This is a genomic window from Frigoribacterium sp. ME-P-080, from assembly GCF_030209595.1.
Classification (GTDB): domain Bacteria; phylum Actinomycetota; class Actinomycetes; order Actinomycetales; family Microbacteriaceae; genus Frigoribacterium.
Window position 1 is genome coordinate 121,734 of record NZ_JARVRR010000010.1, and the last position, 23,636, is coordinate 145,369.

The window sequence follows — 23,636 nt, forward strand, 5'->3', positions numbered from 1 at the left end:
CCAGCTCTGTCGTGAGACAGCCGTGATTACAAAGGAGTAATCGTGTCCGCTGCCCCTGCCCGCTCCTCCTCGACCCCTCGGTCGCGAGCCCCGCGCCGTCCGCGCCGCGGTCTCGCGCTCGCCGCCGGCACCGCCGCCGCGGCCCTGCTGCTCAGCGGCCTGCCCGCGATCGCCGCGCAGGCCGCACCGGTCGACCTCGCCCGCTTCGGCACGGTGACCGCCTCGGCGAGCCAGGCCGACGGCGACGGCACGTTCCCCGCCGAGGCCCTGATCGACGGCGATCCGGCGACCCGCTGGGCGAGCGGCAACGGGCCCGACGAGGACGTCGAGTTCACCGCGTCGGTGATCGTCGACCTCGGCGGCACCGCCCGCGTCGACGCGATCGGCCTCGACTGGGAGGCCTCGTACGCGACCGACTACACGGTCGACGTCACGTCGGGCGACCCGACCCTGCCCGCGAGCTGGACCACCGCGCAGACCGTCGCGAGCGACGGCGGCCGCGACGACGTGACCCTGTCGACGCCCACCGAGGCCCGCTACGTGCGCGTCAGCATGCTGCACCGCTCGGCCGCGACCTGGGACCCGGCGCGCCCCCACTTCTACGGCTACTCGGCCTTCGGCCTGCAGGTCTTCGGTGAGGCCGAGACGCGCTCGGTCACCTTCGACCGGTCGACCGCGACCGTCGCTGCCGGCCAGACCCTGACCGCGGGCCTCAGCCTGACCGGTCCGAGCGACGAGCCGGTCACCGTCCGGGTGCGCTCCACCGGCGGCACGGCGGTGGCGGGCACCGACTACACGGCGCTCGACGAGACCGTCACCTTCGCGCCCGGCGAGACCAGCGCCTCCGTGGACCTCGTCACGACCTCGACGGGCGCCCTCACGCCCCGCAGGTCGATCGAGCTGACCGCGTCCGAGCCGAGCGACCCGACGGTCGTCGGCACGCGGGCCACGCTCACCGTCGCGCTCACCCCGACGGGCACCCTGCCGAACGTCGGCGCGACCACGGTGCTCGACGACTTCGAGGGCGGCGTGCCGAGCGGCTACTTCGGCTGGGGCCAGAGCCCCGCCGTCACCCCGACCCTCGAGACCGGGGAGGCGCAGCGCGAGGGAGCGACCGGCGTCCAGGCCCTGCGCGTCACCGTCGCCGGCCCGACCACCGCCGAGAGCTGGTTCGGCTTCTCGCACGACGTCCCCGCCACGGACTGGAGCGACCACGACGGCTTCTCGTTCTGGTTCAAGGGCGCCGCCTCGGGCCTGCCCCTGCGCTACGAGCTGAAGAACGGCGACGGCGCCCTCTTCGAGCAGACCGTCGTCGACGACAGCGCGGACTGGAAGCAGGTCAGCGTGCTGTTCGCCGACCTCCGTCAGAAGGGCCAGCCGTCCAGCGACCTGCGCTTCGACCCGTCGGCGTCGACCGGCTTCGCCGTGACCCTGACCGGCCTCGGCGCGGGCACCTGGCAGGTCGACGACGTCGCCCTCTTCGAGCGCGCGACGATGATCGAGGACTTCGAAGGCGACGTCCCGCTCGGCACGACGGCCGACCCGCTCGGCTTCTTCACCTGGGGTTCACCCGCGCCGCTCGAGCCCACCATCAGCCGCGACGTCACCGTGCAGGAGCGCGACGGCCGCGCCGACAACCACGTGCTGAGCGGCACCTCGTCGATCCCGGCCGGCGGCTACGGCGGCCTCAGCCACAACCTCGCCGACAGCCAGGACTGGTCGAGCTACCAGGGCCTGCGCTTCTGGTGGTACGCCTCGCAGGCGAACAACCCGGCCTCCCCGACGGCGGGCGCCGACATCAAGGTCGAGCTCAAGGACGGCGACCCGGCCGGCGGCGACAGCGCCGAGACCAGCGAGCTGTGGGCGACGACCTTCAAGGACAACTGGGGCAGCAGCACCAACCGCTGGAAGCTCGTCGAGCTGCCCTTCTCGGCGTTCACGCCGTCCGGCTACCAGCCGGGTGACGCCGCGACGACGAACGGCACCCTCGACCTGACGAGCGCGTTCGGCTACTCGTTCACCTTCACCCCGGGCACGCCCGCCCCGGTCGGCTACGCCCTCGACGACACGCAGCTCTACGGCACCCCGGCGAGCGCCGCGTCCGTCACGGTCGACCCGTCGCAGGACGTCTACCTGGTGGACGCCGGCGGCTCGGTCGAGATCCCGCTGACCGTGACGACCGCGGGTGACGAGCCGTTGGCGTCGGACGTGTCGGTCGACTGGTCGACCGCCGACGGCACGGCCGTCGAGGGCACCGACTACGACGCGGCCTCGGGCACCGTGACCTTCGCGGCGGGGACCGCATCGGGGACGGCGCAACCCGTGACCGTGTCGACCCGCGCCTCCTCGGGGGCCGCCGAGTCGAAGGAGTTCGCGATCGCGCTGGCCTCGACCACGGCGAAGGTCGGTGACGGTCCGCGCGTCGTGATCGGCGCGCACGACCTGCCGTACCTCGACCCGTCGCTGCCGACGGCCGACCGCGTCGCCGACCTGCTCGGCCGCATGACGCTCGACGAGAAGGTGGGCCAGATGGCGCAGGCCGAGCGGCTCGGGCTGTCGTCGCCGCAGGACGTCAGCGGACGCGCGCTCGGCTCGCTGCTGAGCGGTGGCGGGTCGGTGCCCGAGGGCAACACCGCGGTGGCCTGGGCCGACATGGTCGACGCGTACCAGCGCGAGGCGCTGTCGACTCGCCTGCAGATCCCGATGGTCTACGGCGTGGACGCCGTGCACGGCCACAGCAACGTGGTGGGCGCGACGATCTTCCCGCACAACACCGGCCTCGGCGCGACCCGCGACCCGGCCCTCGTCGAGCGGATCGCCGAGGTCACGGCGACCGAGGTGCGCGCGACGGGCGTGCCGTGGACCTTCGCCCCGTGCCTCTGCGTGTCCCGCGACGAGCGGTGGGGCCGCAGCTACGAGTCGTTCGGCGAGGACCCCGACCTGGTGCGCACCTTCGCCGCCCCGTCGGTGATCGGCCTGCAGGGTGAGGACCCGACCGACATCGGCGGTGCCGACGAGGTCCTGGCCACGGCCAAGCACTGGGCCGGAGACGGCGGCACGAGCTACGACGAGTCCGTGGCCGGCACGGGTGCGTACCCGATCGACCAGGGCGTCACGCACGCCGACTCGCTCGAGGACTTCACCCGGCTGCACGTCGACCCGTACCTGCCGGCACTCGAGGCGGGCGTGGGCACGATCATGCCGTCGTACTCGGCGGTCGACCTGGGCGACGGGCCCGTGCGCATGCACGAGAACGCGGCACTGAATGACGACCTGTTGAAGGGCGACCTGGGGTTCCAGGGCTTCCTCATCAGCGACTGGGAGGGCATCGACAAGCTGCCCGGCGGCAGCTACGCCGACAAGGCCGTGCGCTCGGTGAACGCCGGGCTCGACATGGCGATGGCGCCGTACAACTACGGCGCGTTCATCGATGCGATCGTGGCGGCCGTCCGCTCCGGTGACGTGGCCGAGTCGCGGGTCGACGACGCCGTGCGTCGCATCCTCACGCAGAAGTTCGACCTCAACCTGTTCGAGCAGCCGTTCGCCGACCGCACCAACGTCGACGGCGTCGGCTCGGCCGAGAACCGCGCCGTCGCCCGTCAGGCCGCCGGCGAGTCGCAGGTGCTGCTGAAGAACGCCGGAGGCGCGCTGCCGTTGGCCGCGGACGCCGACCTGTACGTGGCCGGCTCCAGCGCGGACGACCTCGGCCGCCAGATGGGCGGCTGGACGATCAGCTGGCAGGGCGGATCGGGCGACACGACGACGGGCACGAGCATCGCCGAGGGCATCCGTGAGGTCGCTCCCGGCGCCTCGGTCACCCTCAGCCCCGACGCCTCGGCACCGATCGGCGCCGGTCAGACCGGCGTCGTCGTGGTCGGCGAACGTCCGTACGCCGAGGGTCAGGGCGACGTGCCGAACAACGGCTCGAGCCTGTCGCTGACGGCCTCCGACCAGGCGATCGTCGACGAGGTCTGCGCCGCTGCCGCATCGTGCGTGGTGCTCGTGGTCTCGGGCCGACCGCAACTGCTCGGCGACGTCGTGAGCGTCGCGGACGCGGTCGTGGCGTCGTCGCTGCCGGGCTCCGAGGGTGCGGGCGTCGCCGACGTGCTGTTCGGCGACCGACCGTTCACCGGTCGCCTGCCCGTGACCTGGGCGGCCCGTGCCGACCAGGTGCCGATCAACGTGGGCGACGCCGACTACGAGCCGCTCTACCCGTACGGCTGGGGCCTGCGCACCGACGGTGCCCGCGAGCGTCTGGAGGCGCTGGTCGCCTCCCTGCCCGAGGGCGCCTCCCGAGCGGCGGGGCAGGCCGTGCTCGACGCCGACGTGTGGGACGGCGACGGTGCCGTGACGGACGCCGCCGCCGCGCTGCGCCTCCTGCTCGCCGCCGTCGCCCCGGTCGGCGGGACCGACCTCGGTGCGATGTCCACGTCGGACGCCCTCGTGTCGGTCGCCCGCGACCTCGCCCAGCAGGCGATGGTGGACGGCACGGCGGTCGACGGGTCGGCGGCCCTGACGGCCGACGCCGAGAACGCGCTGCAGCGCGGTCTGCCGGACGTGGCACTGGCCGGCTTCGCGACGGTGCTCGGCATCGACCTGGACGTCGTCGAGCCGACGAAGGTCGTCGTGCCCGGCACGCTCGACCCCGCGACCGCCCGCCCGGGCGACACGGTGTCGATCACGGCCACCGGGTTCGTCGCCGGGGAGGACCTCGCGGGCACCGTGTTCTCGGCGCCGCAGTCGATCGGCGCCACGACGGCCACGGCGGCCGGGGTCGGCGTGCTGCGGTTCGTCGTGCCGGCCGACCTCGAACCCGGGACGCACGTCGTCGAGCTCGAGGGGACGGGACAGATCGCCCGGGCCACCCTGACGGTGCTCGCCGCGGCGGTGCCGGGCGACCCGGGGACGCCGGGTGGCGGGACGCCGGGCACGCCGGGTGGCGGCGGCACGGGCTCGGGCACGGGCTCGGGCTCGGGCTCGGGCTCGGGCGGCACCGTCGTGGCGTCGCCGGTCGGGCTCGCCTGGACCGGCTCGGGCGAGTGGATCGGCATCGCCCTCGCGGCGTTCCTGATCGTGGCGCTCGGGGTCGCCCTGCGGCTGCGTCGGCCTCGCGACCGCGGCTGACGCGCCCCCGCCGCACCGCGCCTCCCCCACGAACCCCGTCTCGAACGATGCACCCCGCTTCTTCCGGGTGCATCGTTCGGAACGGGGTTCGTCGTCGCGTCGGCACTGCGTCACCTGAGCGCAGCCGCTGTTAGCGTCACGGGGTGCTCACCACCGACCGCCTGCTGCTGCGCCGCTGGCACGAGGCCGACCGTGCGCCGTTCGCGGCCCTCAACGCCGACCCCGAGGTGATGAGGTACTTCCCCTCGACCCGCACGCGTGCCGAGAGCGACGCCCTGGTCGACCGGCTCGACGCCGCGATCGAGGCGGACGGCTTCGGGCTGTGGGCCGTCGAGCGTCGCGACTCGGGTGCGTTCGTCGGCTTCGTCGGGCTGTCCCGTCCCTCGTTCGACCCCGCGCTCGTGGGGCAGGTCGAGATCGGGTGGCGACTCGCCCGTGAGGCCTGGGGTCAGGGCGTCGCCACCGAGGCCGCCCGAGAGGTCGTCCGGTTCGCGTTCGACCCGTCCGGCGCCGACCTGCCCGCCCTCGTCAGCTTCACGGCGGCGACCAACGACCCGTCCCGCCGCGTGATGCGCCGCCTCGGCATGACGCACGACCCCGCCGACGACTTCGAGCACCCCGCCCTCCCACCGAGCCACGCACTCCGGCCGCACGTGCTGTACCGCCTGAGCCGCGCCTCCTGACCCGCGCCACCGGCGACGCCGCTCCGGGCGACGGACCGCCGAGGCAGGGGGCACGCGAGACGCGACCGGCCCCACCCTGTGGCCTACCCGGGCTCGACCCCGACCAGGCGGTCGTCCACGTCCGCCGCGGCGAGCACCGTGCCCACCTCCGCCAGCGGGATCGTCCCGCCCACGAGCGACTCCAGCGGCCACCGTCGCCACGCCTCGGTCGCCCACGCCACGGACGAGTCGAGACGCTCCGGCTCCGCCTCGCGCACGCCGCCGACCGTGACGAGCCCCTCGACCAGTCGGGCACCGCTCGCGCCGACCTCCCCGCCGCGCGCTGCCGCCCCCGCCAGCACCACGACTCCCCCGACGGCCACCCGCTCGACCAGGGCCGACGCCGCCGCGACCCCGTCGAAGGCGAGCCCCACCGTGCGGTGACGCCCCGACCGGTCGACCGACGCGAGCACGCGAGACAGGGCGTGCGGCCCGGTCGCCGCCCCGGGGTCGGCCACGGCGACGGCGCCGAACGCGCGCGACCTCTCGCGCCGCGCCTCCTCGGGGTCGACGACCACGACGCGCGCCCCGGCGTCCGTGGCCATCGCCGTCGCGACCAGTCCGACGGCACCCGCCCCCGACACGACGACGACCTGGCCCGCGAGTGACGGCACCCCCGAGAGTCCGAGCACCGAGGAGGCGCGGTGCAGCACCTCCGCGGCCGTCGCGGTCACGCCCGCCACCGGGGCGAGCACGGCCGCGGGCACGTCGTCGGCGACGACCACCACGGTGGTCCCCCGGCGCAGGTGCACGTGGCTCGCGACCGTGCCGGACAACTGCCAGCTGCGCCGCGTGCGCTCCTCGCCGTACCGCTCCCCCGAGACGCAGGCCGAGGTCAGACCCCGATGACACGGGACGCACCGACCGCACGCCACCGTGCCGGACCAGACGACGCGCATGCCGGGCCGCAGCCGTCGGCCGTCGTGGGCGCGGGCGTGCTCGTCGGCCTCGACGACCTGCCCGACCGCCGAGCCGCCCGGCACCACGGGCAGGCACGCCGCCCCCCGATCGCCGAGGGAGCGCACCACGTCGAGGCGGACGGCCGTGAGCTCGACGGCGATCAGGGCGTCCCCGCGCGCGAGGCGCACCCCGGGCACGGCGATCTCGCTGAAGCCGTGTCCGCTTCCGACCCCGGTGCCGAGCCAGACCTGTGCCGACGCCGGCGGGTCGAGGCACACGTCGTGGCCGTCGAGCACGGGACGCATCGGGTCGACCCGCGGCCGCCCCGCCTGCGTCGCCCTCGACATCGTCCCCCACCCCTCGCACCCGCCTCCGGCGCACGCCTCCGGCGCACGCCACGACCCTAGGCAGGGCGGGTGGCGGTCCGGCGAACCGCGGGCGTCCACCCGGTGAACGCGTCGCACGGTCGTGTGGGCAGGAGATGCCGTCACCCACCCCGTGGCCAGCATCTCCAGCCCGCTCGGGCCCCGGTCACGGCACCGGCAGGAGTGACGGAGGCGCGGCCCGGGTCAGGCGACCGGCGTCAGCCCCAGCGCCCGGATCACGTCGTCGGCCTCGTCCTCGGGCGACCGGCCGGCGTCGACCACGACGTGCCGCTCGTCGGCCTCGGGCGGTTCGAGCGTCGCGACCTGCGAGTCGAGCAGGGCGGTCGGCATGAAGTGGCCCTCGCGGGCGGCCATGCGGTCGCCGAGCAGGTCGCGGCTGCCGCGCAGGTAGACGAAGACGACGTTGTGCTCGCGCAGCACGTCGCGGTACTTCCGTTTCAGCGCCGAGCAGGTGATCACGCCGGGCACACCCGCCAGGGCGTGTTCGACGATCCAGGACGAGACCGTGTCGAGCCAGGGTGCCCGGTCGTCGTCGTCGAGCGGGGTGCCGGCCGCCATCTTCTCGACGTTCTCGTCGGGATGCAGGTCGTCGCCCTCGTACGAGTCCCAGCCGAGCCGCTCGGCGAGCAGGGCCGCGACGGTCGACTTGCCCGAACCCGACACGCCCATGACGACGAGCACGGGGTCGGCGGCGTACGGACCGCCCGCCGGCACCGCGCCTCCCGCATCCGGCGCGGCAGCCGAGGAGGCGCGGTCCGCGTTCTCGAGGACGGTCATCAGATGAACACGCTCGCGAGCATGACCCCGGCGAGGGCCGTGAGGCTGAGGACGCACTCCATCAGGCTCCAGGTCCTGAAGTTCTGGCCGACCGTGGTGCCGAGGTACTCCTTGATCAGCCAGAAGCCGGCGTCGTTCACGTGCGACAGGAAGACCGAGCCCGCACCGATGGCGAGCACCAGCAACGACGCCTCGGGGGTCGACATGTCGGCGGCGAGCGGGGCCATGATGCCGGCGGCCGTGACCGTGGCGACGGTGGCCGACCCGGTGGCGACGCGGACGAGCGCCGCGACCACCCAGGCGACGAGCAGGACGCTCACGCCCGACTCCGACACCGCGTCACCGATCACGGTCCCGATGCCCGTGTCGATCAGGACCTGTTTGAACCCGCCACCGGCGCCGACGATGAGCAGGATGCCGGCGACGTCGGGCAGCGACGAACCGAGCGTCTTCGACACGGCGGCCTTGTCCATGCCCCCGGCGCGGGCGTAGAAGACCATCGCGTAGAGCACGGCGACGGTCAGCGCGACCATCGGGGTCCCGAGGAACTCGAGCAGGTCGACCCAGGTGCCGGTCGCCGTGGGCAGCGCCGCCTCGCGGATCGAACGGGCGAGCATGAGCACGACCGGCAACAGGATGCCGATCAGGGCGTTGACGAAGCTCGGGCGCCTGCGGGCCGAGCCCTCGCCGCCGTCCTCTTCCTTCGAGACGAAGAGGTCGGGCACCGGCACGGGCGCCCACTTCGCGGCGAGCGTCGAGAACAGCGGGCCGGCGACGATCACGGTGGGGATCGCGACGAGCACGCCGAGGCCGAGCGTCAGGCCGAGGTCGGCGCCCACGGTCGAGACGGCGAGCAGCGGGCCGGGGTGCGGGGGCACGAGGGCGTGCATCGCCGAGAGGCCGGCGAGCGCCGGGATCGCGATGCGCATGAGCGGCAGGCCCGACCGGCGGGCGACGAGCACGATCACGGGGATCAGCAGCACGAGGCCGACCTCGAAGAACATCGGCAGGCCGATCAGCGCACCGATCAGGGCCATCACCCAGGGCAGCGCCTTCTGCGACGAGCGCGATATGAGGGTGTCGACGATGCGGTCCGCTCCGCCCGAGTCGCTGAGCAGCTTGCCGAACATCGCGCCGAGCCCGATCAGGATGCCGACGCTCGTCATGGTCGATCCGAAGCCCGTGCCGAAGCTCGTGACGGCGTCGCCCGGGGCGAGGCCGGCGCCGATGCCGACCCCGACGGCGCCGAGCAGCAGCGCCAGGAAGGGGTGGACCTTGAGCCAGGTGATGAGGCCGACGATCACGACGATGCCCACGAGGGCCGCGATGATCAACTGCGCGTCGGTGCCCGAGGGCGTGGGGGCGGCCGTGGCCGCTGCGAGGAGGTGCATTCCGTCGCGTCCTTCCGAGGACGCTTCACTGCGACCTCTTCGTCGTGGGCCGGAGCCCGGGGGGTTGTCGTCCGTCGGCGCCGGACGGATGTCTGGCAGTCTTGTCCCACGGACGAATCTGATTAGTGTGAATAATCAGACTTATGGAGTGTGCCACAGTCGGCACCACCCCGCCACCTGCCTGCCCACCCCCCTCGATCAAGGAGTCGTCGATGACCCCCGGCCTCGCAGCATCACGAGAACGCGGCCTGCACGCCCGGGTGGTCGACGTCCTCGGAAGCGAGATCGTCGACGGTCGACTGGCCGTGGGCTCCATCCTGAACCTCGACGACCTGGCCGTCCGCTTCACGGTGTCCCGCTCGGTGCTGCGCGAGGCCCTGCGCGTGCTGCAGTCGCTCGGCATGGTCGAGCCGCGTCAGCGCATCGGCACGCAGGTGCTCCCCCGCACCTCGTGGGACCTCATGAACCCGCAGATCATCCTCTGGCGCGGCCGCAGTCCCGAGTACTTCGTCCAGATGCGCGAACTGCTCGAGCTGCGGCTCGGGCTCGAGCCGGTCGCGGCCCGACTGAGCGCGCTCGCCTTCACCGCCGACCAGGCCTCCTCCGTCGAGGACGCCGCCCGCACCATGGTCTCCGCCGCCGCGTCCGGTGACGGCCGCGCCTACCTCGAGGCCGACGTCGCGTTCCACACCGCCGTGCTGCGCGGCTCGGGCAACGACGTCATCGGCCACTTCGCGTCGACCGTCGAGGCCCTGCTGCGCACCCGGACCGAAGAACGCCGCTTCACCATCACCGAGTACACGCCCGCGGCGGCCGGACTGCACCTCGACCTCGCCCTCGCGATCCGGGCCGGCGACGCCGACGAGGCCTTCTCCCGCTCGTGGCGGCTGATCGACACGACCGTCGACGAGTTCGTGGCCGAGTCGGGCGGCTCCCCCGCCGCCTGATCAGCCCCGACCGCCCGCCCGCCCGCCCGGCCGTGGCCGTTGCTCGGCCACAGCCTCCCGCCCGGTCCCGGCCGTGCGGTCGGCGCGTACGGCCGACTCACCGAGGAGGCGCGGTGGACGCACAGGCGCCCGTCACATCCCGTTCACGCACCGGTCGCCCCCGGGGTGGAGCATCGACGCATGATCTCGCTCAGCGCCCTCGTCAAGCCGAAGGACGGAATCCACTCGGTCCGCCTGCTCGAGAAGAGCCTCCGCGACCACTACGAGAACGTCCCCGTCACGGACCACCAGTACCTCGTGCGCTTCGCCGACGGTCCCGCCCTGGTGACCGACGAGCTCGCGGGTCTGCGGGTCGACGTCGTGGTCTCGGACGAGCGGGCCGCGTCGCACTTCCGCGAGGCGCTGGCGGGCGAGATCGCGACCCGCGTCCTCGGGCGCACCGTCGACGTCGTGTGGTCGCGCTCGGCGAGCGTCCCCGCGCCGCTGCGCTGAGGCACGGCGGAGCCGAGGGGGTCAGTCGCCCTCGGCGTCGGCGGCCGCGATCAGCTTCGTCATCGTGCGGTGCAGCACGACGAGCTCGTCGGGCGTCACCCCGAGCCGCGCCATCATGCGGGCGGGGATGCTCTCGGCCTCACGCCTCGACGCGGCACCGGCCGGGGTCAGCTCTATCGACAGCGCGCGCTCGTCGTCGGCCCGGCGCGCTCGGGTGAGCATGCCCTGGGCCTCGAGCCGCTTGAGCAGCGGACTGAGCGTGCCCGGGTCGAGCCGCAGCAGACGGCTGAGCTCACGACCCGACAGCGGTGCGTGCTGCCAGAGGGCCAGCATGACGAGGTACTGCGGGTGCGTCAGCCCCAGCGGCTCGAGCACCGGACGGTAGGCCGCCACGACGCCCCGCGAGGCGACCGAGAGCGCGAAGCAGATCTGGCTCTCGAGTTCGAGCGGATCGGCGCCGGTGGCGCTCATGCCCGCGGCGCCGGGCAGTGCACCATGGTGCGGACGCCCGTGCGGTCGACGACGTGCTCGTCCATCGGGGCGCCGCAGAGCGGGCAGGCGCCACCGTGCTGGGGGGCCACCGCCGGCGCCTCGTTCTTCAACCCCAGCTGCGCGCCGCCGATGTAGGGACGCAGTCGGGCGTTCATGCGCTCGACCAGGTCGCCGAACCTGCTGCCGTGGTCGTGGTGCCGCTCGGGTCTCGTCATGATGGTGAGTCTACCAACGATTGGTGCCCCAACGACAGGGTTGCGGCCGGTGGAGACACGACCGCGCCCACCCAGACGAACGGGGCGGGCGCGGAACGGCGGAACCGAGGAGGCGCGGGTGGCGTCGCTCAGGCGACCTTGCGACCCTGCGCCAGCGTCTGGTGCGCCCGGGCGGCGAGCTCGCCACGGACCAGCACCTCGTACCGACCGGCCTCCATGGTGCGGACCGACGAGAAGTCGCGACGACCACGCAGCATCTTGTGGCCGACGAAGCCCCACAGCGCTCCCCACAGCGCACCGAGGCCGACGGCGACGAGCAGCACGCCGATCCAGGCACCCGACGGGGCGAAGATGCCGAAGAGCAAGCCGAGCAGCAGGCCGAACCACGCTCCGCCACCGGCGCCGCGTCCCGCGGCCTTGCCCGAGGTCAACCGACCCGACACGTTTTCGACGGTCCGGATGTCGTGCCCGACGATCGACACGCTCTCGACGGGGAAGCCCTCGTCCGACAAGAGGTCGACGGCCGACTGGGCGTCCTCGTACTTCGTGAACGACGCGAGCACCTGGGGGTAGCCCGCACCCGCGAAGGCGCCGATGCCGCCGGGGCCCGGGGTGCCCGTCGTCGGCGTGGCCTGCGGCCCGGTCTGGCCGTAGCCGGGCTGGCCGTACGGCGCGCCCGACTGATCGCCCTGACCCGGCACCGTGCCCGACGGGCCCGGGGCCTGCCCGGCCTGCTGACCCTGGTCGCCTGCCGGCCGCTGTCCGGCGGACTGCGGTGCGTACTCGCCGTACGCGGGGCGGGGGCGGTCGTCGGGGGTGGGCGTGGTGTCCTGCTCGTTGCTCATGCTCCCGTTCTATCGCGCCCGCGTCGACGCGGAGGGAATGCACAGACGGCCCACAGCATTCCTTGGCGCGCTCCCAATCCCACCGGCCGCGCCACGGCCCCTCCCACACTCCGATGTCGGCGGGTGGGGCAGGATCGACGGATGACCACCACCCACGTCCTCGTGCTCGACTTCGACGGGACCGTCTGCCTGGGCGACGGCGCCGTCCTGACCTACGCGCGCCTCCTGGACGAGGCCCTCGCGGCGACCGACGAGCGGCACCCACCCCGGCTGGTCGAAGCGGCGCTGGCCCGGTTCGTCGGCAGCCCGCTCGCCGACGAACCCGCCGGGGTGGAGGCCGCCCTGGCCGAGGCCGACGGATCGCCCGACGGGTACGTCGTCGCCGAGCGGGTCTCGCGCGCCCTCGGCGTCGCCGACGCGGCCCGCTCGGCCGCGTACGCCGGGGCCCGGGCGGCCCTCGCGGACGGCCGCCTCGAGATCGAGGCGCCGGACGGACTCGCCGAACTGCTCGACTCGCTGCCCGACGGCGTGCACGTCGTGCTCGTGACGAACTCCCCCGAGCACGGCGTCGTCCAGCCCCTCGAACGACTGGGCCTCGCCGACCGCGTCGACGAGATCGTCACCGACGCGCGCAAACCGTCCGGGCTGCCCGCCGTTCTCGACCGGCTCCGCGCCGACGCGGGTCTCGCCGGCCGCCCCGACCGTCTGCTCAGCGTGGGCGACATCTGGCCGAACGACCTCGAACCGGCCGCCGCCCAGGGTTCGCCGACCGCGTTGGTCGAGCGGTTCCCCTCCGCGGACGCCCGGCCGACGCATCGCGCGGGGACGCTGCCCGAGCTGTACCCGGCGATCCGCGCCTGGGCGGGACGCGCCTCCTGAGCCGAGCCGCGCCTCCCCGGACCAGCCGCACGCCCTGAGCCGCCCGCGCCGCCGGGACACGGTCCCCGGGGAGGCGCACCACCCGGCGGCGTCGGCGTCGGCGTCAGACCGTCGCCCGCACCACCGCGAAGCGGGCACCCGGGTGGTCGGCCGAGAGGTGTGCGCCGGGACGGCCGAGCATCTGCTCCCGCAGCGTGCCCGTGGCCGGCTCGGCCGGCATCCGGCCGCGGCGACGCAGTTCGGGCACGACGAGGTCGGCGAAGTCGGCCAGGTCGGCCGTGCCGAAGATCGGCTCGATCAGGAAACCGTCGAGGTCGGTCTCGTCGACGAGCCGCTCGAGCTCGTCCGCGACCTCCACGGGGTCGCCGACCAGCTGGAGCCCCCGGGTGCCCTTGCCTCGCAGGTCGTCGAGGATCTCGCGCACGGTCGGGGCCGGCGAACCGTCCTTCGGCAGGAACCGGTCGATGTTGCTCTGACCCATCTGCCCGACGGGGCCTCCGTCGTCCTGCAGCTGCGTCAGGTCGCGGGACGGGTCGAGCGAGAGCAGGTCGATGCCCGTGTTGCCCGCGTAGAGGACGGCGACGACCTCGTCGGTCTGGAGGTCGTCGAACTCCTTCCGCAGCGCGACGGCCTCGTCGTGGGTCGGGGCCACCGTGACGGTCAGCCCGACCATGATCTTGACCGACTCGGGGTCGCGGCCGAGGGCGGCCGCCTTCGCGCGGATGTCGGCGACGTTCGCGGCCGTCTTCGGCACCGTCGTGCCCTGCACGAAGACGCACTCGGCGTTGCGCGCGGCGTAGGCGCGCCCCCGGTCGGACGTGCCGGCCTGGAACAGGACGGGGGTCCGCTGCGGCGACGGGGCGACCGTGAAGTAGCCGGACGACCGGAAGTGCTCGCCGGCGAACTCGACCCGGTGGATGCGGTCTCGGTCGGCGAGGACGCCCGCCTCGGCGTCACCGCGGAACGCGCCGTCCTCCCAGCAGCCCTCCCAGAGCGTCATCGCGAGGTCGACGTACTCGTCGGCCTGGTCGTAGCGGGCGTCGTGACCGCGCATCTGGTCGTGGCCGAACAGCTCGGCGACGGTGTTCTGCGAGGCGCCCGTGACGATGTTCCAGCCGATGCGGCCGCCCGTCAGGTGGTCGAGCGTGGCGAAGCGGCGGGCCGACTGCACGGGGTGGTCGAGGCCGGTCGACGAGGTGACGACGAAGCCGAGGCGTTCGGTCTCGCGGGCCAGGGTCGGGATCAGCAGGGCCGGGTCCATGCCGGGGAAGTTGATGCCGCCGCGCGCCGCGGTCTCGGGCAGGTCGCCGTCGACCGACGGGTAGCCGAACCCGTCGGCGAAGAACAGGAAGTCGAAGCCGGCCGCGTCGAGCAGCTTCGCCATGCCGATCCACAGGTCGAGCCCGTGGTAGCCGAGCGAGTCGCTGCGCGGGTGGGACCAGCTGAGGGTGCCGCCGACCTGGGGGCCGGCGACTTCGAACACACCGAGACGGATCTGCTTCATGCCGTCAGTGAACCGGATGGTTCACCCAGAGTCCAGCCCCGAAACAAGGTCTTAACACGGGGCTCCCCTCAGGCGGGGACGGCGGCGGCGCGGACGCGGGCGACGAGCGCCGCGGTCGCGTCGACGGCCGCGCGGTCGACGGCCGCGCTCGCCCCGGCGCTGAGCAGCGTCGCCTGGAGACCGCGCCAGAGCGCGACCGTCTCGTGCGCGAGCGACTCGGCCCGCGCCTCCTCGACGCCCTCGGCGCGGTACGCGGCCGCCACCTGACCCACCCACTCGGAGCCGATGTCGCCGAGCAGCGAGGCGTAGCGCTCGCGATCGAAGCTCGCGAGGCCGAACACCTCGAAGAACAGGCGGTTGAAGGGCTGGTTGACGGGATCGGACACCGTCCGCCAGACGGCGAGGAGGCGCTGGTCGAGCGGCAGGTCCGGCCCGGCCAGGTGGTCCACGACCCCGACGATGCCCGGGAACCGCCGTTCGGCCCCGTGCAGCGCCGTGACGACCAGTTCTTCGCGGCTGCCGAAGTAGTACAGCAGCATGCGGTTGTTCGAGCCGACCGCCGTCGCGAGGGCGCGCAGGGTGAGCTGGCCGACGCCGTTCTCGAGCACGTGGTCGACGACGCGCTCGAGCAGTTCGGCCCTCTTGTCGGACGACTCACGCGTGGCCATGACCCCGAAACTAACGTCTCGCGAGGTCGGCGACGACGGCAACACGACCGAAACGACGATGAAACAGTCCGGGTCTAGCTTTTCGACACCTCACCCGAACGAACCTCAGGAGTTCCCCCATGAGCCCTCTCTCCGTTCCTCCCGCGTTCCGCTCCACCTCCCTCGACCGCCGCGGGTTCCTGCGCCTGGGCGGGTCGGCCGCCCTCGTCGTCGGCACGACCGCCCTGCTCGCCGCCTGCACCGACTCGTCGGCCGGGACGGGCGCGGCGACCGGCGGGGCCGCGTCCGGCGGGTCGTTCGGCACCATCGCCGTCCAGCTCTCGTGGATCAAGAACATCGAGTTCGCGGGCGAGTACTTCGCCACGGAGAAGGGCTACTACACCGACGCCGGCTTCAGCGAGGTCACGCTGCTCGCGGGCGGCGGGCAGACCGGAGCCGAGGAGGCGCTGCTCGCCGGGCAGGCCAAGGTCGGGTTGTCGTCGGCCTCGCTCACCGGCCCCTCGGTCGCTCAGGGCGCCGCCCTCAAGGTCATCGGCACGACGTTCCAGAAGAACCCGTTCTGCCTGCTCTCGCTCGAGGAGGGAGAGCCGATCCGCACCCTGGCCGACCTCAAGGGCAAGAAGATCGGCGTGCAGTCCGGCGGCAACCAGACGATCTTCGAGGGCTTCCTCAAGGCCAACGACATGACGCTGGACGACGTCGAGCTCGTCGCCACGCAGTACGACATCGCCCCGCTCGAGACGAACGCCTACGACGCGCACATGTCGTACATCACGAACGAGCCGATCCTCGCCGAGATGGACGGCTTCACCCCGGTCGTGCTCGGCTTCGCCGACAACGGACTTCCCTTCGTCGCCGAGACCTTCACCGTCACGCAGGACACCATCGACAACGAGCGCGACATGCTCAAGGCCTTCCTGGTCGCCGAGATCAAGGGCTGGACCGACGCGGTGAAGGACCCGGAGCAGAGCGCGAAGTACGCCGCCGAGAAGTACGGCAAGGACCAGGACCTCGACGTCGAGGAGCAGACGGCCGAGGCCGAGGCGCAGAACACGCTGATCCTCACCGAGGACGTCAACGCCAACGGCCTGTTCACGATGACCGACGAGCTGGTCGCCGAGAACATCGCCTCGCTCAAGGCCATGGGCACCGACGTGTCGGCCGACGACCTCTTCGACCTCAGCATCATCAAGGAGGTCTACGAGGAGAACCCCGACCTCGTCACGACCTTCGAGATCCCCACGGCATGACCATGACGGACGGCACCACGACCGCGCGCACCACGCTGCCGCTCACGACGGCCACGGGCGACCCCGCCGGCCGACCCGAACTCGCCACGGGCATCAACATCCAGGGGCTGACCAAGTCGTTCCAGCTCGGCCGGAAGAGCGTGCAGGCCCTGACGCAGATCGACCTGGGCACGAAGAAGGACTCGTTCCTCAGCCTGCTCGGCCCCTCGGGCTGCGGCAAGTCGACCATCCTGCGCATCCTGGCCGGGCTCGAGACGCCCACCTCGGGCAGCGTCGTGATCAACGGCAAGACCGCGGCCGAGGTGCAGCGCGGGCACGAGACGGGCATCGCGTTCCAGGACTCGGCCCTGCTGCCCTGGCGCAGCGTGGAGAACAACATCCGGTTGCCGCTCGAAGTCGCCGGGCTGACTCCCCCGGCCGGCCTGATCGACGACCTGATCGACCTCGTCGGCCTGAAGGGCTTCGAGAAGGCCAAGCCGGCGCAGCTGTCGGGCGGCATGCGCCAGCGCGTCTCGATCGCCCGCTGCCTCGCCGTGCAGCCGACCATCATGCTGCTCGACGAGCCCTTCGGCGCGCTCGACGACATGACGCGGCAGCGCATGAACGTGGAGCTGCTGCGCATCTGGGGCGAGAAGCCCGCCACGACGCTCATGGTGACGCACGGCATCGCCGAGGCCGTGTTCCTGTCCGACGTCGTCGCCGTGATGAGCGCCCGGCCCGGCCGCATCGCCGAGGTGGTCGAGATCGACCTGCCCCGACCGCGCCTGCCCGAGCTGACCCGCACGCCGGAGTTCCACGCGTACGTCGACCGCATCTCCGAGATCCTGTTCGGCTCGCACGGGGCGGCCGCCGATGACTGATCTGCACACCTCGCCCCGCGAGACGGCCGAGCGCGAGGTCGAGGCGGAGCTGGGCCAGAGCGTGGCGCTCCAGGCCGAGACCGTCCGGGGTCGCGAGCGACGGTCGGTGCTCGGCTCGATGGCCGCTGCCCCGCCGTGGGTCGGCGCCCTAGTCGGCATCGTGCTCATCGTCGCGATCTGGCAGGTCGTGGCCGTCACGCTCTTCTCGGTGACGGGCTCGGTGCCCCCACCCGGCCAGGTGCTCGTCCAGCTCGTCACCGACCTCAGCGACCTCGTCTACTGGCGTGCCATCGGCGCGACCGCCGGCAGCGCGGCGTGGGGCTTCCTCTGGGGCAACCTCATCGCGTTCGCGCTGGCCTTCGCCGTGCTGCTCGTGCCGTGGTTCGAGGGCCTCTCGACCCAGCTCGCGGTGGTCTGCTCGTGCATCCCGCTGACGGCGATCGCGCCGATCGTCACGCTCATGTCGCCCGCCGGCGGCCGGACGACGTCGATCTTCCTGGCCGCGCTCAGCGTGATCTTCACCACCGTCATCGGCACCCTGCTCGGCCTGCGGGCCGCGAGCGAGACCCAGCTCGACGTGATCACGGCCTACGGCGGCTCGCGCTGGACGCAGCTGGTCAAGGTCCGTCTGATCGCCGCCCTCCCCAGCATCCTCGCGGCGCTGAAGCTGGCGGCCCCCGCGGCGTTCCTCGGGGCGGTGCTCGGCGAGTATTTCCTCATCGGCGTCGACCAGGGCCTCGGCATCCTGCTGCTCGCAGCGCAGGCCACGGCGGCGTCGGTCAAGCTCTGGGCGCTGGCCCTGATCTCGGGCGGCATCGCCGGGATCGCCTACTTCGTCATCGGGCGGATCAGCCGACTGGTCACGCCCTGGTCGGCGGGCGACAGCCGCGCCGGAGAGGGGTTCTGATGGCCACGACCCTGCCCACGGGCACCGGCACCCGCGTCACCGCCCCCGCGGTCTCGACCAGCGCCTCCTCGACCGCCCGGTTCGTCCTGCGGCGCATCGGCCGCACCGTGCTGACGATCGCGATCTCGGCGATCATCCTCGGCATCCTGTGGAACCTCGCCATCGTCGTGCTGCAGGCCAACGCGTTCATCGCGAAGACCCCGGCCGACGTGTTCCGCTGGTTCTTCGTCGACTCCGAACTCAGTCGGACCACGGCCGCCGAGAACCGCGTGCACATCGCCGGCCTGCTCGGCGTGACCCTGTGGCACGCCGCGATCGGCTTCGTCTTCGGCGTCGGCGGGTCCCTCGTCGTGGCGATCGTGTTCACCCTGATCCGCCCGGTCGAGTTCATGTTCATGCCGATCGCCATGCTGCTGCGCACCGTCCCGCTGCTCGCGATGGCGCCCGTGATCTACCTCGTGCTGGGCAACGGCATCGTCACCGCCGGCTTCATCGGCGGGGTGGTCGTGTTCTTCCCGCTGTTGGTGAACCTGACCCTCGGCTTCCGCTCGGTCAGCGCCCAGTCGGTCGACCTCATCCGGGTCTACGGCGGGAGCCGGTGGACGATCATGCGCAAGGTCGCGTTCCCCACCGCCCTGCCGTACTTCTTCGCCTCGATGCGCATCGCCGTGCCGGGAGCCATCACCGGCGCGATGCTCTACGAGTGGCTGTTCACCTACGAGGGCCTCGGTGCCGCCATCACGGCCGCCAAGTCGCAGTCGCAGTACGGCGAGATCTGGGCGATCGTCGTGCTGATCACCCTCGTCTCGATCGTGCTCTACACGGTCACGACGTTCGTCGAGACGGCGGTGCTCGCGAAGTGGGGCCCCAACGCCGGCAAGGCGACCGCCTCGTGACGCGCCGCGTGCTGGTCGACACCGACACCGGCATCGACGACGCCCTCGCGCTGCTCTGGCTCGCCGCACAACCCGACGTCGAGATCGTCGGCATCACCGCCGTCTACGGCAACTGCGCCGTCGACGACGCCCTGCGGAACGTCGGACACGTGCTGCGGCTCGTCGGGCTCGAGGACGTCCCGGTCGCCCGGGGCGCGGAGGGCCCCCTCGAGGCGGAGGCGCACATCGCGCACTACGTCCACGGTCACGACGGTCTCGGTGACGTCGTCGCCGACCGGCCGCTCCCGCGCGTGCTGCTCGACACCCCGGCCGCCGGACGCCTCGTCGAGGTCGCCCGGGAGTCCCCGGGCGAGATCGACCTGCTCACCCTCGGGCCGCTGACCAACGTGGCCCTGGCGCTGAGGGCCGAGCCGCGCCTCCTGACCCTCTTCCGGTCGGTGACGATCATGGGCGGCAGCGGGCCGTTCCCTCCCCTCGGCCGCACGGACATGGTCGACGCGAACGTGCAGAACGACGGCGTGGCCGCGCGGGAGGTCTTCGCCGCCCCGGCGACCTCGCGCCTCATGGTCGGCGTGAACGCGACGTCGCAGGTGATCACCGACGAGTCGCACGTCGCGGCGCTCCGGGACTCGGGCACGCCGACCGGCACGTTCGCCGCCGACGTCCTGGCGACCTACCTGGACTTCTACCGGAACGCCTGGGGCCGCCGCGTCAGCCCCGTGCACGACGGACTCGCCGCCGCGCTGATGGTCCACCCCGAGTGGATCGCCGACAGCGTCACCGGCCCCGTCGGCATCACGAACGACGGCTTCGCGACCCGCGGCCGGGTGCTGCGCACGGCCGACGGTGCCGAGGTCGACTGGCACCCGGACGGCCCCGTGCCGACCGGTGACCCGTCGACCCCCACGACGGCGGTCACCGCCGTCCACACCGACCTCTTCCTCCCGTCGTTCGTCGACGCCCTGATCCACGGAGCCCGCTCGTGACCACCACCTCCCCCGCCGACGCGACCCGCGCCTCCTCGGCTGCCGCCCCCTCACCCGCCGGCGCCGTCGTGCGCGACCTGCGCGCCCTGCCCAAGGGCCACCTGCACCTGCACATGGAGGCGGCGATCCGCCCCGACTCGCTGGCCGACATGGCGGCGGCGTCGGGCGTCGTCGTGCCGATGCCGACCAGCTTCGGCGACTTCAGCGAGTTCAGTGCGACGTACCAGGGCATGCTCGTGGTCCTGGCCGAGAGGGAGAACCTCTTCCGCCTGATCGACGAGGCGGTCGAGGACTGCGCCGTCGAGGGCGTCGCCTACGTCGAGTTCGGGGCGAGCCCGCAGTTCTACGTCGCCACCTTCGGGTCCCTCGACGCCTCGCTGCGGGCGATGCTCGCGGCATGCGCCGAGAGCGGCGAGCGGTGGGGCGTCGAGGTCGGCCTGATGATCACGGTCGACCGCACCGAGAGCGTCGAGGCCGCGAACGAGCTGGCCCACCTGGCCGCCGCCTACGCCGACCGCGGCGTCGTCTCGCTCGGCCTCGCCAACGACGAGCGCGGCAACCCGGCGGCGCGCTACGAGGAGGCGTTCCGCATCGCCAAGCACGCGGGCCTGCTCTCGACGCCGCACGCCGGCGAGCTCGCCGGCCCGGACCAGATCGAGGAGGCGCTGGACGTCCTCGGTGCCGACCGTGTGCTGCACGGCGTGACGGCCGTACAGAGCGCACCGCTGATGGCCCGGCTGGCCGCCGAGGGCGTCTGCCTCGACGTGTGCCTCACCTCGAACGTGTTGCTCTCGGTGATCCCCACCATCGAGGACCACCCGCTGAAGCGCCTCGTCGAGGCCGGCGTGCGGTGCTCGATCAACGCCGACGACCCCATCCTGTTCGGGCCGGGCGTGCTCGCCGAGTACGAGTTGGCCCGGACCACCCTCGGCCTCTCCGACGAGCAGCTCGCCGCGTGCGCGCTGAGCTCGATCGAGTGCTCGGGGGCGAGCGACGGGCTCAAGGAGCGGGCGGCCGGCGAGATCGCGGCGTGGCTGGCGGCGTGACCCCGCCCATCCGGCGCCTGGTCGTCGAGGGCGCCCACGTCGCGACGGTCGACTCCCAGGACACCGAGCACGCCGGCGGGCACGTCGTCGTCGACGGATCGCGCATCGTCGCCGTCGGGCCGGGACCCGCCCCCGCGTGGTGCACCGCCGGGCTGGCCCCGCCCGGCCCGGCGGCCGGGTCGGTTCCCGGGGCGGGCGGGCCTGCTTCTGAGCCAGCCGGGCCGAATGCCGCACCGATCGCGGTCGAGCGCGTCGACGGCCGGGGACACCTGCTGACCCCCGGCCTGGTCAACACGCACCACCACCTCTACCAGTGGCTGACCCGTGGCATCGCGCAGGACTCCATCCTGTTCGACTGGCTCGTCGCGCTCTACCCGACCTGGGCGCGCATCGACGAGCCGCTCGTCGAGGCCGGGGCCGCCGCCGCGATCGCCGTGCTCGCCCGGTCGGGGTGCACGACCGTCGGCGACCACCACTACGTCTTCCCGGCCGGTGCCGGCGACCTGCTGGGCGGCATCGTCCGGGCCGCCGGGACCGTCGGCGTCCGTCTGCACGCCACGCGCGGCTCGATGGACCTCGGTCGGTCGCAGGGCGGCCTGCCCCCGGACTTCGCCGTCGAGACCACGGACGCCGCGCTGCGCGCCAGCCAGGAGGCGGTGGCGCGGTTCCACGACCCGTCCGGTGACGCGCGGGTGCAGATCGCGATCGCGCCCTGCTCGCCGTTCTCGGTGACGCCCGACCTGCTGCGCGAGGCCGCCGTCCTCGGGCGGCAGCTCGGGGTCCGGCTGCACACCCACGGCTCCGAGACCGTGGAGGAGGACGCGTTCTGCCTCGAGCGGTTCGGCCGCACGCCGACCCAGTACCTGGAGGACCTCGGCTGGCTCGGCGACGACGTCTGGATGGCCCACTGCGTCCACCTCGACGACCACGCGATCGGACGGTTCGCCGCGACCGGGACCGGTGTGGCGCACTGCCCGTCGTCGAACGGTCGTCTCGCCGCGGGCATCGCCCCGATCGCGTCGTTGCTGCGCGCGGGGGCGCCCGTCGGGCTCGGGGTCGACGGTGCCGCGTCGAACGAGTCCGGCCAGCTCGGCACCGAGATCCGGCAGGCGGTGCTGTTCGGGCGCCTGCGCTCCGGGGCGGATACGTTCTCGGTCCGGCAGGGCCTGCGCCTGGCGACGATCGGCGGTGCCCGCGTGCTCGGACGCGACGCGGACCTCGGCTCGATCGAGGTCGGGAAGCTCGCCGACCTCGCCCTCTGGCGCGTCGACGGGGTCGAGTTCGCGGGCATCGCCGACCCGGTGGCCGCCCTGGGGCTCGCCTCGATGCCGCCGCTGGCCCGGCTCTGGGTCGGCGGCGTCGCGGTCGTGGCGGACGGCGAACTCGTCCACGCGGACCAGGGTCTGCTCGCCGAGGGCGCGGCCCGGGCGTCGGCGGAGCTGCGCGCCCGAGTCTGACGCGACCCGCGCCTCCTGCGCCTCTTGTGCCCGTCGGCGTGAGGGCACGACCCGCGCGACCCGCCACGAAGTAAACACTCCGCCACGACATCTCGTGGCGGAGTGTTTACTTCGTGGCGGCTTCGGGGCCATGGCCTTCGAACAGACGGCCCGACAACGACGAAAGCCCCTCGCGAGGAGGGGCTTTCGGTGGTTCTGGTGGATCTGAGGGGACTCGAACCCCTGACCCCCTGCATGCCATGCAGGTGCGCTACCAGCTGCGCCACAGACCCAGAACTGTTGCCCTTCGGAGGTTTTCACCCCGTCCGAAGCAACTCGTCTATATTACTACACTTTTCGACCGCGCACGTTCACCCGCCCTCGACCCTGCTCGAGCGCGGCCGAGAAGACACGACATGCCGCTCACCTCGGGAGGTGAGCGGCATGTCATGAGGCCCCGCCGACACGGCGGGGCCCAGGAGGCGCAGGGAGGCTAGGCCTCGGCCGGTGCGTCGGCTCCGACCTCGGCCGGAGCGGTGGCCGACTCGGTCAGCACGTCGAGCGGGATGGTCGGGCAATCGCTCCAGAGGCGCTCGAGCGCGTAGTACTGACGGTCCTCGTCGTGGAAGACGTGGGCGACGACGTCACCGAAGTCGAGGAGGACCCAGCGGCCCTCGGCACGACCCTCACGACGGAGGGTCTTGACGCCGGCCTCGAGCATCTTGTCCTCGATCTCGCCGGCGATGGCGACCACGTTGCGTTCGCTGCGGCCGGTGGCCAGCAGGAACACGTCGGTCAGGGGCAGGGGGCCGGACACGTCGAGGGCGACGAGGTCGTCGGCCTGCTTGTCGTCGGCCGCGCGTGCGGCGATCTGCAGCAGCTCGATGGCACGAGGGGTGGCTGTCACGTGTTC

Annotated in this window: 21 protein-coding genes and 1 tRNA gene; 12 read left to right on the forward strand and 10 right to left on the reverse strand. The window is 73.0% G+C overall.

Going from position 1 to position 23,636, the window contains the following annotated elements; translation table 11 throughout:
• The first annotated feature begins 42 nt into the window (after nt 1-42).
• Nucleotides 43-5,124 carry a glycoside hydrolase family 3 N-terminal domain-containing protein gene (locus QRN23_RS14730; RefSeq protein WP_285063946.1) on the forward strand — a complete coding sequence of 1,694 codons (5,082 nt, stop codon included), beginning with the start codon at nt 43-45 and terminating at the stop codon, nt 5,122-5,124.
• A 143-nt stretch (nt 5,125-5,267) separates the two neighbouring features.
• Nucleotides 5,268-5,807, forward strand: coding sequence for a GNAT family N-acetyltransferase (locus QRN23_RS14735; protein WP_285063947.1), 540 nt, complete (start codon nt 5,268-5,270; stop codon nt 5,805-5,807).
• Nucleotides 5,808-5,890: 83 nt separating this feature from the next.
• Here QRN23_RS14735 and QRN23_RS14740 read toward each other — a convergent pair whose 3' ends face one another.
• The 3 genes from QRN23_RS14740 to QRN23_RS14750 form a co-directional block, all read right to left on the reverse strand.
• Nucleotides 5,891-7,051, reverse strand: coding sequence for a zinc-binding dehydrogenase (locus QRN23_RS14740; RefSeq protein WP_285063949.1), 1,161 nt, complete (start codon nt 7,049-7,051; stop codon nt 5,891-5,893).
• A gap of 264 nt (nt 7,052-7,315) precedes the next feature.
• Nucleotides 7,316-7,909, reverse strand: coding sequence for a gluconokinase (locus tag QRN23_RS14745; RefSeq protein ID WP_082452443.1), 594 nt, complete (start codon nt 7,907-7,909; stop codon nt 7,316-7,318).
• Nucleotides 7,909-9,300, reverse strand: coding sequence for a GntP family permease (locus QRN23_RS14750; protein WP_123571828.1), 1,392 nt, complete (start codon nt 9,298-9,300; stop codon nt 7,909-7,911). The genes QRN23_RS14745 and QRN23_RS14750 overlap by 1 nt, the downstream gene beginning before the upstream one ends.
• 212 nt (nt 9,301-9,512) lie before the next feature.
• On the opposite strand from QRN23_RS14750, the gene QRN23_RS14755 reads away from it, so the two are divergent.
• Nucleotides 9,513-10,247, forward strand: a complete 735-nt coding sequence (locus QRN23_RS14755; protein ID WP_158612929.1) for a FadR/GntR family transcriptional regulator — start codon at nt 9,513-9,515, stop codon at nt 10,245-10,247.
• A 180-nt stretch (nt 10,248-10,427) separates the two neighbouring features.
• Nucleotides 10,428-10,739: a hypothetical protein gene (locus tag QRN23_RS14760; protein ID WP_056048270.1), complete on the forward strand. Its 312-nt coding sequence runs from the start codon at nt 10,428-10,430 to the stop codon at nt 10,737-10,739.
• A 21-nt stretch (nt 10,740-10,760) separates the two neighbouring features.
• On the opposite strand, the gene QRN23_RS14765 is transcribed toward QRN23_RS14760, so the two are convergent.
• From QRN23_RS14765 to QRN23_RS14775, 3 genes are all read right to left on the reverse strand, one after another.
• A complete protein-coding gene (locus QRN23_RS14765) occupies nt 10,761-11,210 on the reverse strand; it encodes a MarR family winged helix-turn-helix transcriptional regulator (RefSeq protein ID WP_285063950.1) in 450 nt (149 codons plus the stop codon).
• Nucleotides 11,207-11,446, reverse strand: coding sequence for a hypothetical protein (locus tag QRN23_RS14770; protein ID WP_123520256.1), 240 nt, complete (start codon nt 11,444-11,446; stop codon nt 11,207-11,209). Before QRN23_RS14770 ends, QRN23_RS14765 begins: the two co-directional genes overlap by 4 nt.
• Nucleotides 11,447-11,574: 128 nt before the next feature.
• A complete protein-coding gene (locus QRN23_RS14775; protein WP_285063951.1) occupies nt 11,575-12,291 on the reverse strand; it encodes a YflT domain-containing protein in 717 nt (238 codons plus the stop codon).
• A gap of 141 nt (nt 12,292-12,432) precedes the next feature.
• On the opposite strand from QRN23_RS14775, the gene QRN23_RS14780 reads away from it, so the two are divergent.
• Complete coding sequence (locus QRN23_RS14780; protein ID WP_056048278.1) at nt 12,433-13,170, forward strand: HAD family hydrolase; 738 nt, start codon at nt 12,433-12,435, stop codon at nt 13,168-13,170.
• 103 nt (nt 13,171-13,273) lie between these two features.
• Here the strand turns inward: QRN23_RS14780 and QRN23_RS14785 are convergent, their stop codons facing one another.
• Both QRN23_RS14785 and QRN23_RS14790 read right to left on the reverse strand, forming a co-directional pair.
• Nucleotides 13,274-14,674, reverse strand: a complete 1,401-nt coding sequence (locus QRN23_RS14785) for an NtaA/DmoA family FMN-dependent monooxygenase (protein ID WP_285063953.1) — start codon at nt 14,672-14,674, stop codon at nt 13,274-13,276.
• 68 nt (nt 14,675-14,742) lie between these two features.
• Nucleotides 14,743-15,342: a TetR/AcrR family transcriptional regulator gene (locus tag QRN23_RS14790; protein WP_056048284.1), complete on the reverse strand. Its 600-nt coding sequence runs from the start codon at nt 15,340-15,342 to the stop codon at nt 14,743-14,745.
• A gap of 119 nt (nt 15,343-15,461) precedes the next feature.
• On the opposite strand from QRN23_RS14790, the gene QRN23_RS14795 reads away from it, so the two are divergent.
• The 7 genes from QRN23_RS14795 to QRN23_RS14825 are packed head-to-tail and all read left to right on the forward strand — an operon-like array spanning nt 15,462 to nt 22,744.
• Nucleotides 15,462-16,592 (forward strand): ABC transporter substrate-binding protein, encoded by a 1,131-nt coding sequence (locus QRN23_RS14795; protein WP_285063955.1) that lies wholly within the window; start codon nt 15,462-15,464, stop codon nt 16,590-16,592.
• Entirely contained in the window at nt 16,589-17,452 is an 864-nt protein-coding gene (locus tag QRN23_RS14800; protein WP_082460547.1) for an ABC transporter ATP-binding protein, read from the forward strand. Before QRN23_RS14795 ends, QRN23_RS14800 begins: the two co-directional genes overlap by 4 nt.
• Nucleotides 17,445-18,359 (forward strand): ABC transporter permease, encoded by a 915-nt coding sequence (locus QRN23_RS14805; protein WP_056048290.1) that lies wholly within the window; start codon nt 17,445-17,447, stop codon nt 18,357-18,359. The genes QRN23_RS14800 and QRN23_RS14805 overlap by 8 nt, the downstream gene beginning before the upstream one ends.
• A complete protein-coding gene (locus QRN23_RS14810) occupies nt 18,359-19,255 on the forward strand; it encodes an ABC transporter permease (RefSeq protein WP_159826896.1) in 897 nt (298 codons plus the stop codon). Before QRN23_RS14805 ends, QRN23_RS14810 begins: the two co-directional genes overlap by 1 nt.
• Nucleotides 19,252-20,241, forward strand: a complete 990-nt coding sequence (locus QRN23_RS14815; protein ID WP_159826898.1) for a nucleoside hydrolase — start codon at nt 19,252-19,254, stop codon at nt 20,239-20,241. Before QRN23_RS14810 ends, QRN23_RS14815 begins: the two co-directional genes overlap by 4 nt.
• Nucleotides 20,238-21,287 (forward strand): adenosine deaminase, encoded by a 1,050-nt coding sequence (gene add, locus QRN23_RS14820; protein ID WP_285063957.1) that lies wholly within the window; start codon nt 20,238-20,240, stop codon nt 21,285-21,287. Before QRN23_RS14815 ends, add begins: the two co-directional genes overlap by 4 nt.
• Nucleotides 21,284-22,744, forward strand: a complete 1,461-nt coding sequence (locus QRN23_RS14825; RefSeq protein WP_285063959.1) for an 8-oxoguanine deaminase — start codon at nt 21,284-21,286, stop codon at nt 22,742-22,744. Before add ends, QRN23_RS14825 begins: the two co-directional genes overlap by 4 nt.
• Nucleotides 22,745-22,940: 196 nt before the next feature.
• On the opposite strand, the gene QRN23_RS14830 is transcribed toward QRN23_RS14825, so the two are convergent.
• Both QRN23_RS14830 and rsfS read right to left on the reverse strand, forming a co-directional pair.
• A tRNA-Ala gene (locus tag QRN23_RS14830) sits at nt 22,941-23,016 on the reverse strand.
• A 200-nt stretch (nt 23,017-23,216) separates the two neighbouring features.
• Nucleotides 23,217-23,630: a ribosome silencing factor gene (gene rsfS / locus QRN23_RS14835; RefSeq protein WP_123571838.1), complete on the reverse strand. Its 414-nt coding sequence runs from the start codon at nt 23,628-23,630 to the stop codon at nt 23,217-23,219.
• Nucleotides 23,631-23,636: the final 6 nt, after the last annotated feature.

Excerpts from the sequence above, each read along its gene's own strand:
- QRN23_RS14810 (WP_159826896.1), top strand. The coding sequence starts at position 18,359 with ATGGCCACGACCCTGCCCACGGGCACCGGCACCCGCGTCACCGCCCCC.
- QRN23_RS14790 (WP_056048284.1), bottom strand. The coding sequence starts at position 15,342 with ATGGCCACGCGTGAGTCGTCCGACAAGAGGGCCGAACTGCTCGAGCGC.
- QRN23_RS14745 (WP_082452443.1), bottom strand. The coding sequence starts at position 7,909 with ATGACCGTCCTCGAGAACGCGGACCGCGCCTCCTCGGCTGCCGCGCCG.
- QRN23_RS14750 (WP_123571828.1), bottom strand. The coding sequence starts at position 9,300 with ATGCACCTCCTCGCAGCGGCCACGGCCGCCCCCACGCCCTCGGGCACC.
- QRN23_RS14805 (WP_056048290.1), top strand. The coding sequence starts at position 17,445 with ATGACTGATCTGCACACCTCGCCCCGCGAGACGGCCGAGCGCGAGGTC.
- QRN23_RS14770 (WP_123520256.1), bottom strand. The coding sequence starts at position 11,446 with ATGACGAGACCCGAGCGGCACCACGACCACGGCAGCAGGTTCGGCGAC.
- QRN23_RS14780 (WP_056048278.1), top strand. The coding sequence starts at position 12,433 with ATGACCACCACCCACGTCCTCGTGCTCGACTTCGACGGGACCGTCTGC.
- QRN23_RS14795 (WP_285063955.1), top strand. The coding sequence starts at position 15,462 with ATGAGCCCTCTCTCCGTTCCTCCCGCGTTCCGCTCCACCTCCCTCGAC.
- QRN23_RS14765 (WP_285063950.1), bottom strand. The coding sequence starts at position 11,210 with ATGAGCGCCACCGGCGCCGATCCGCTCGAACTCGAGAGCCAGATCTGC.
- QRN23_RS14755 (WP_158612929.1), top strand. The coding sequence starts at position 9,513 with ATGACCCCCGGCCTCGCAGCATCACGAGAACGCGGCCTGCACGCCCGG.
- QRN23_RS14775 (WP_285063951.1), bottom strand. The coding sequence starts at position 12,291 with ATGAGCAACGAGCAGGACACCACGCCCACCCCCGACGACCGCCCCCGC.
- QRN23_RS14800 (WP_082460547.1), top strand. The coding sequence starts at position 16,589 with ATGACCATGACGGACGGCACCACGACCGCGCGCACCACGCTGCCGCTC.
- QRN23_RS14760 (WP_056048270.1), top strand. The coding sequence starts at position 10,428 with ATGATCTCGCTCAGCGCCCTCGTCAAGCCGAAGGACGGAATCCACTCG.
- QRN23_RS14740 (WP_285063949.1), bottom strand. The coding sequence starts at position 7,051 with ATGCGTCCCGTGCTCGACGGCCACGACGTGTGCCTCGACCCGCCGGCG.
- QRN23_RS14785 (WP_285063953.1), bottom strand. The coding sequence starts at position 14,674 with ATGAAGCAGATCCGTCTCGGTGTGTTCGAAGTCGCCGGCCCCCAGGTC.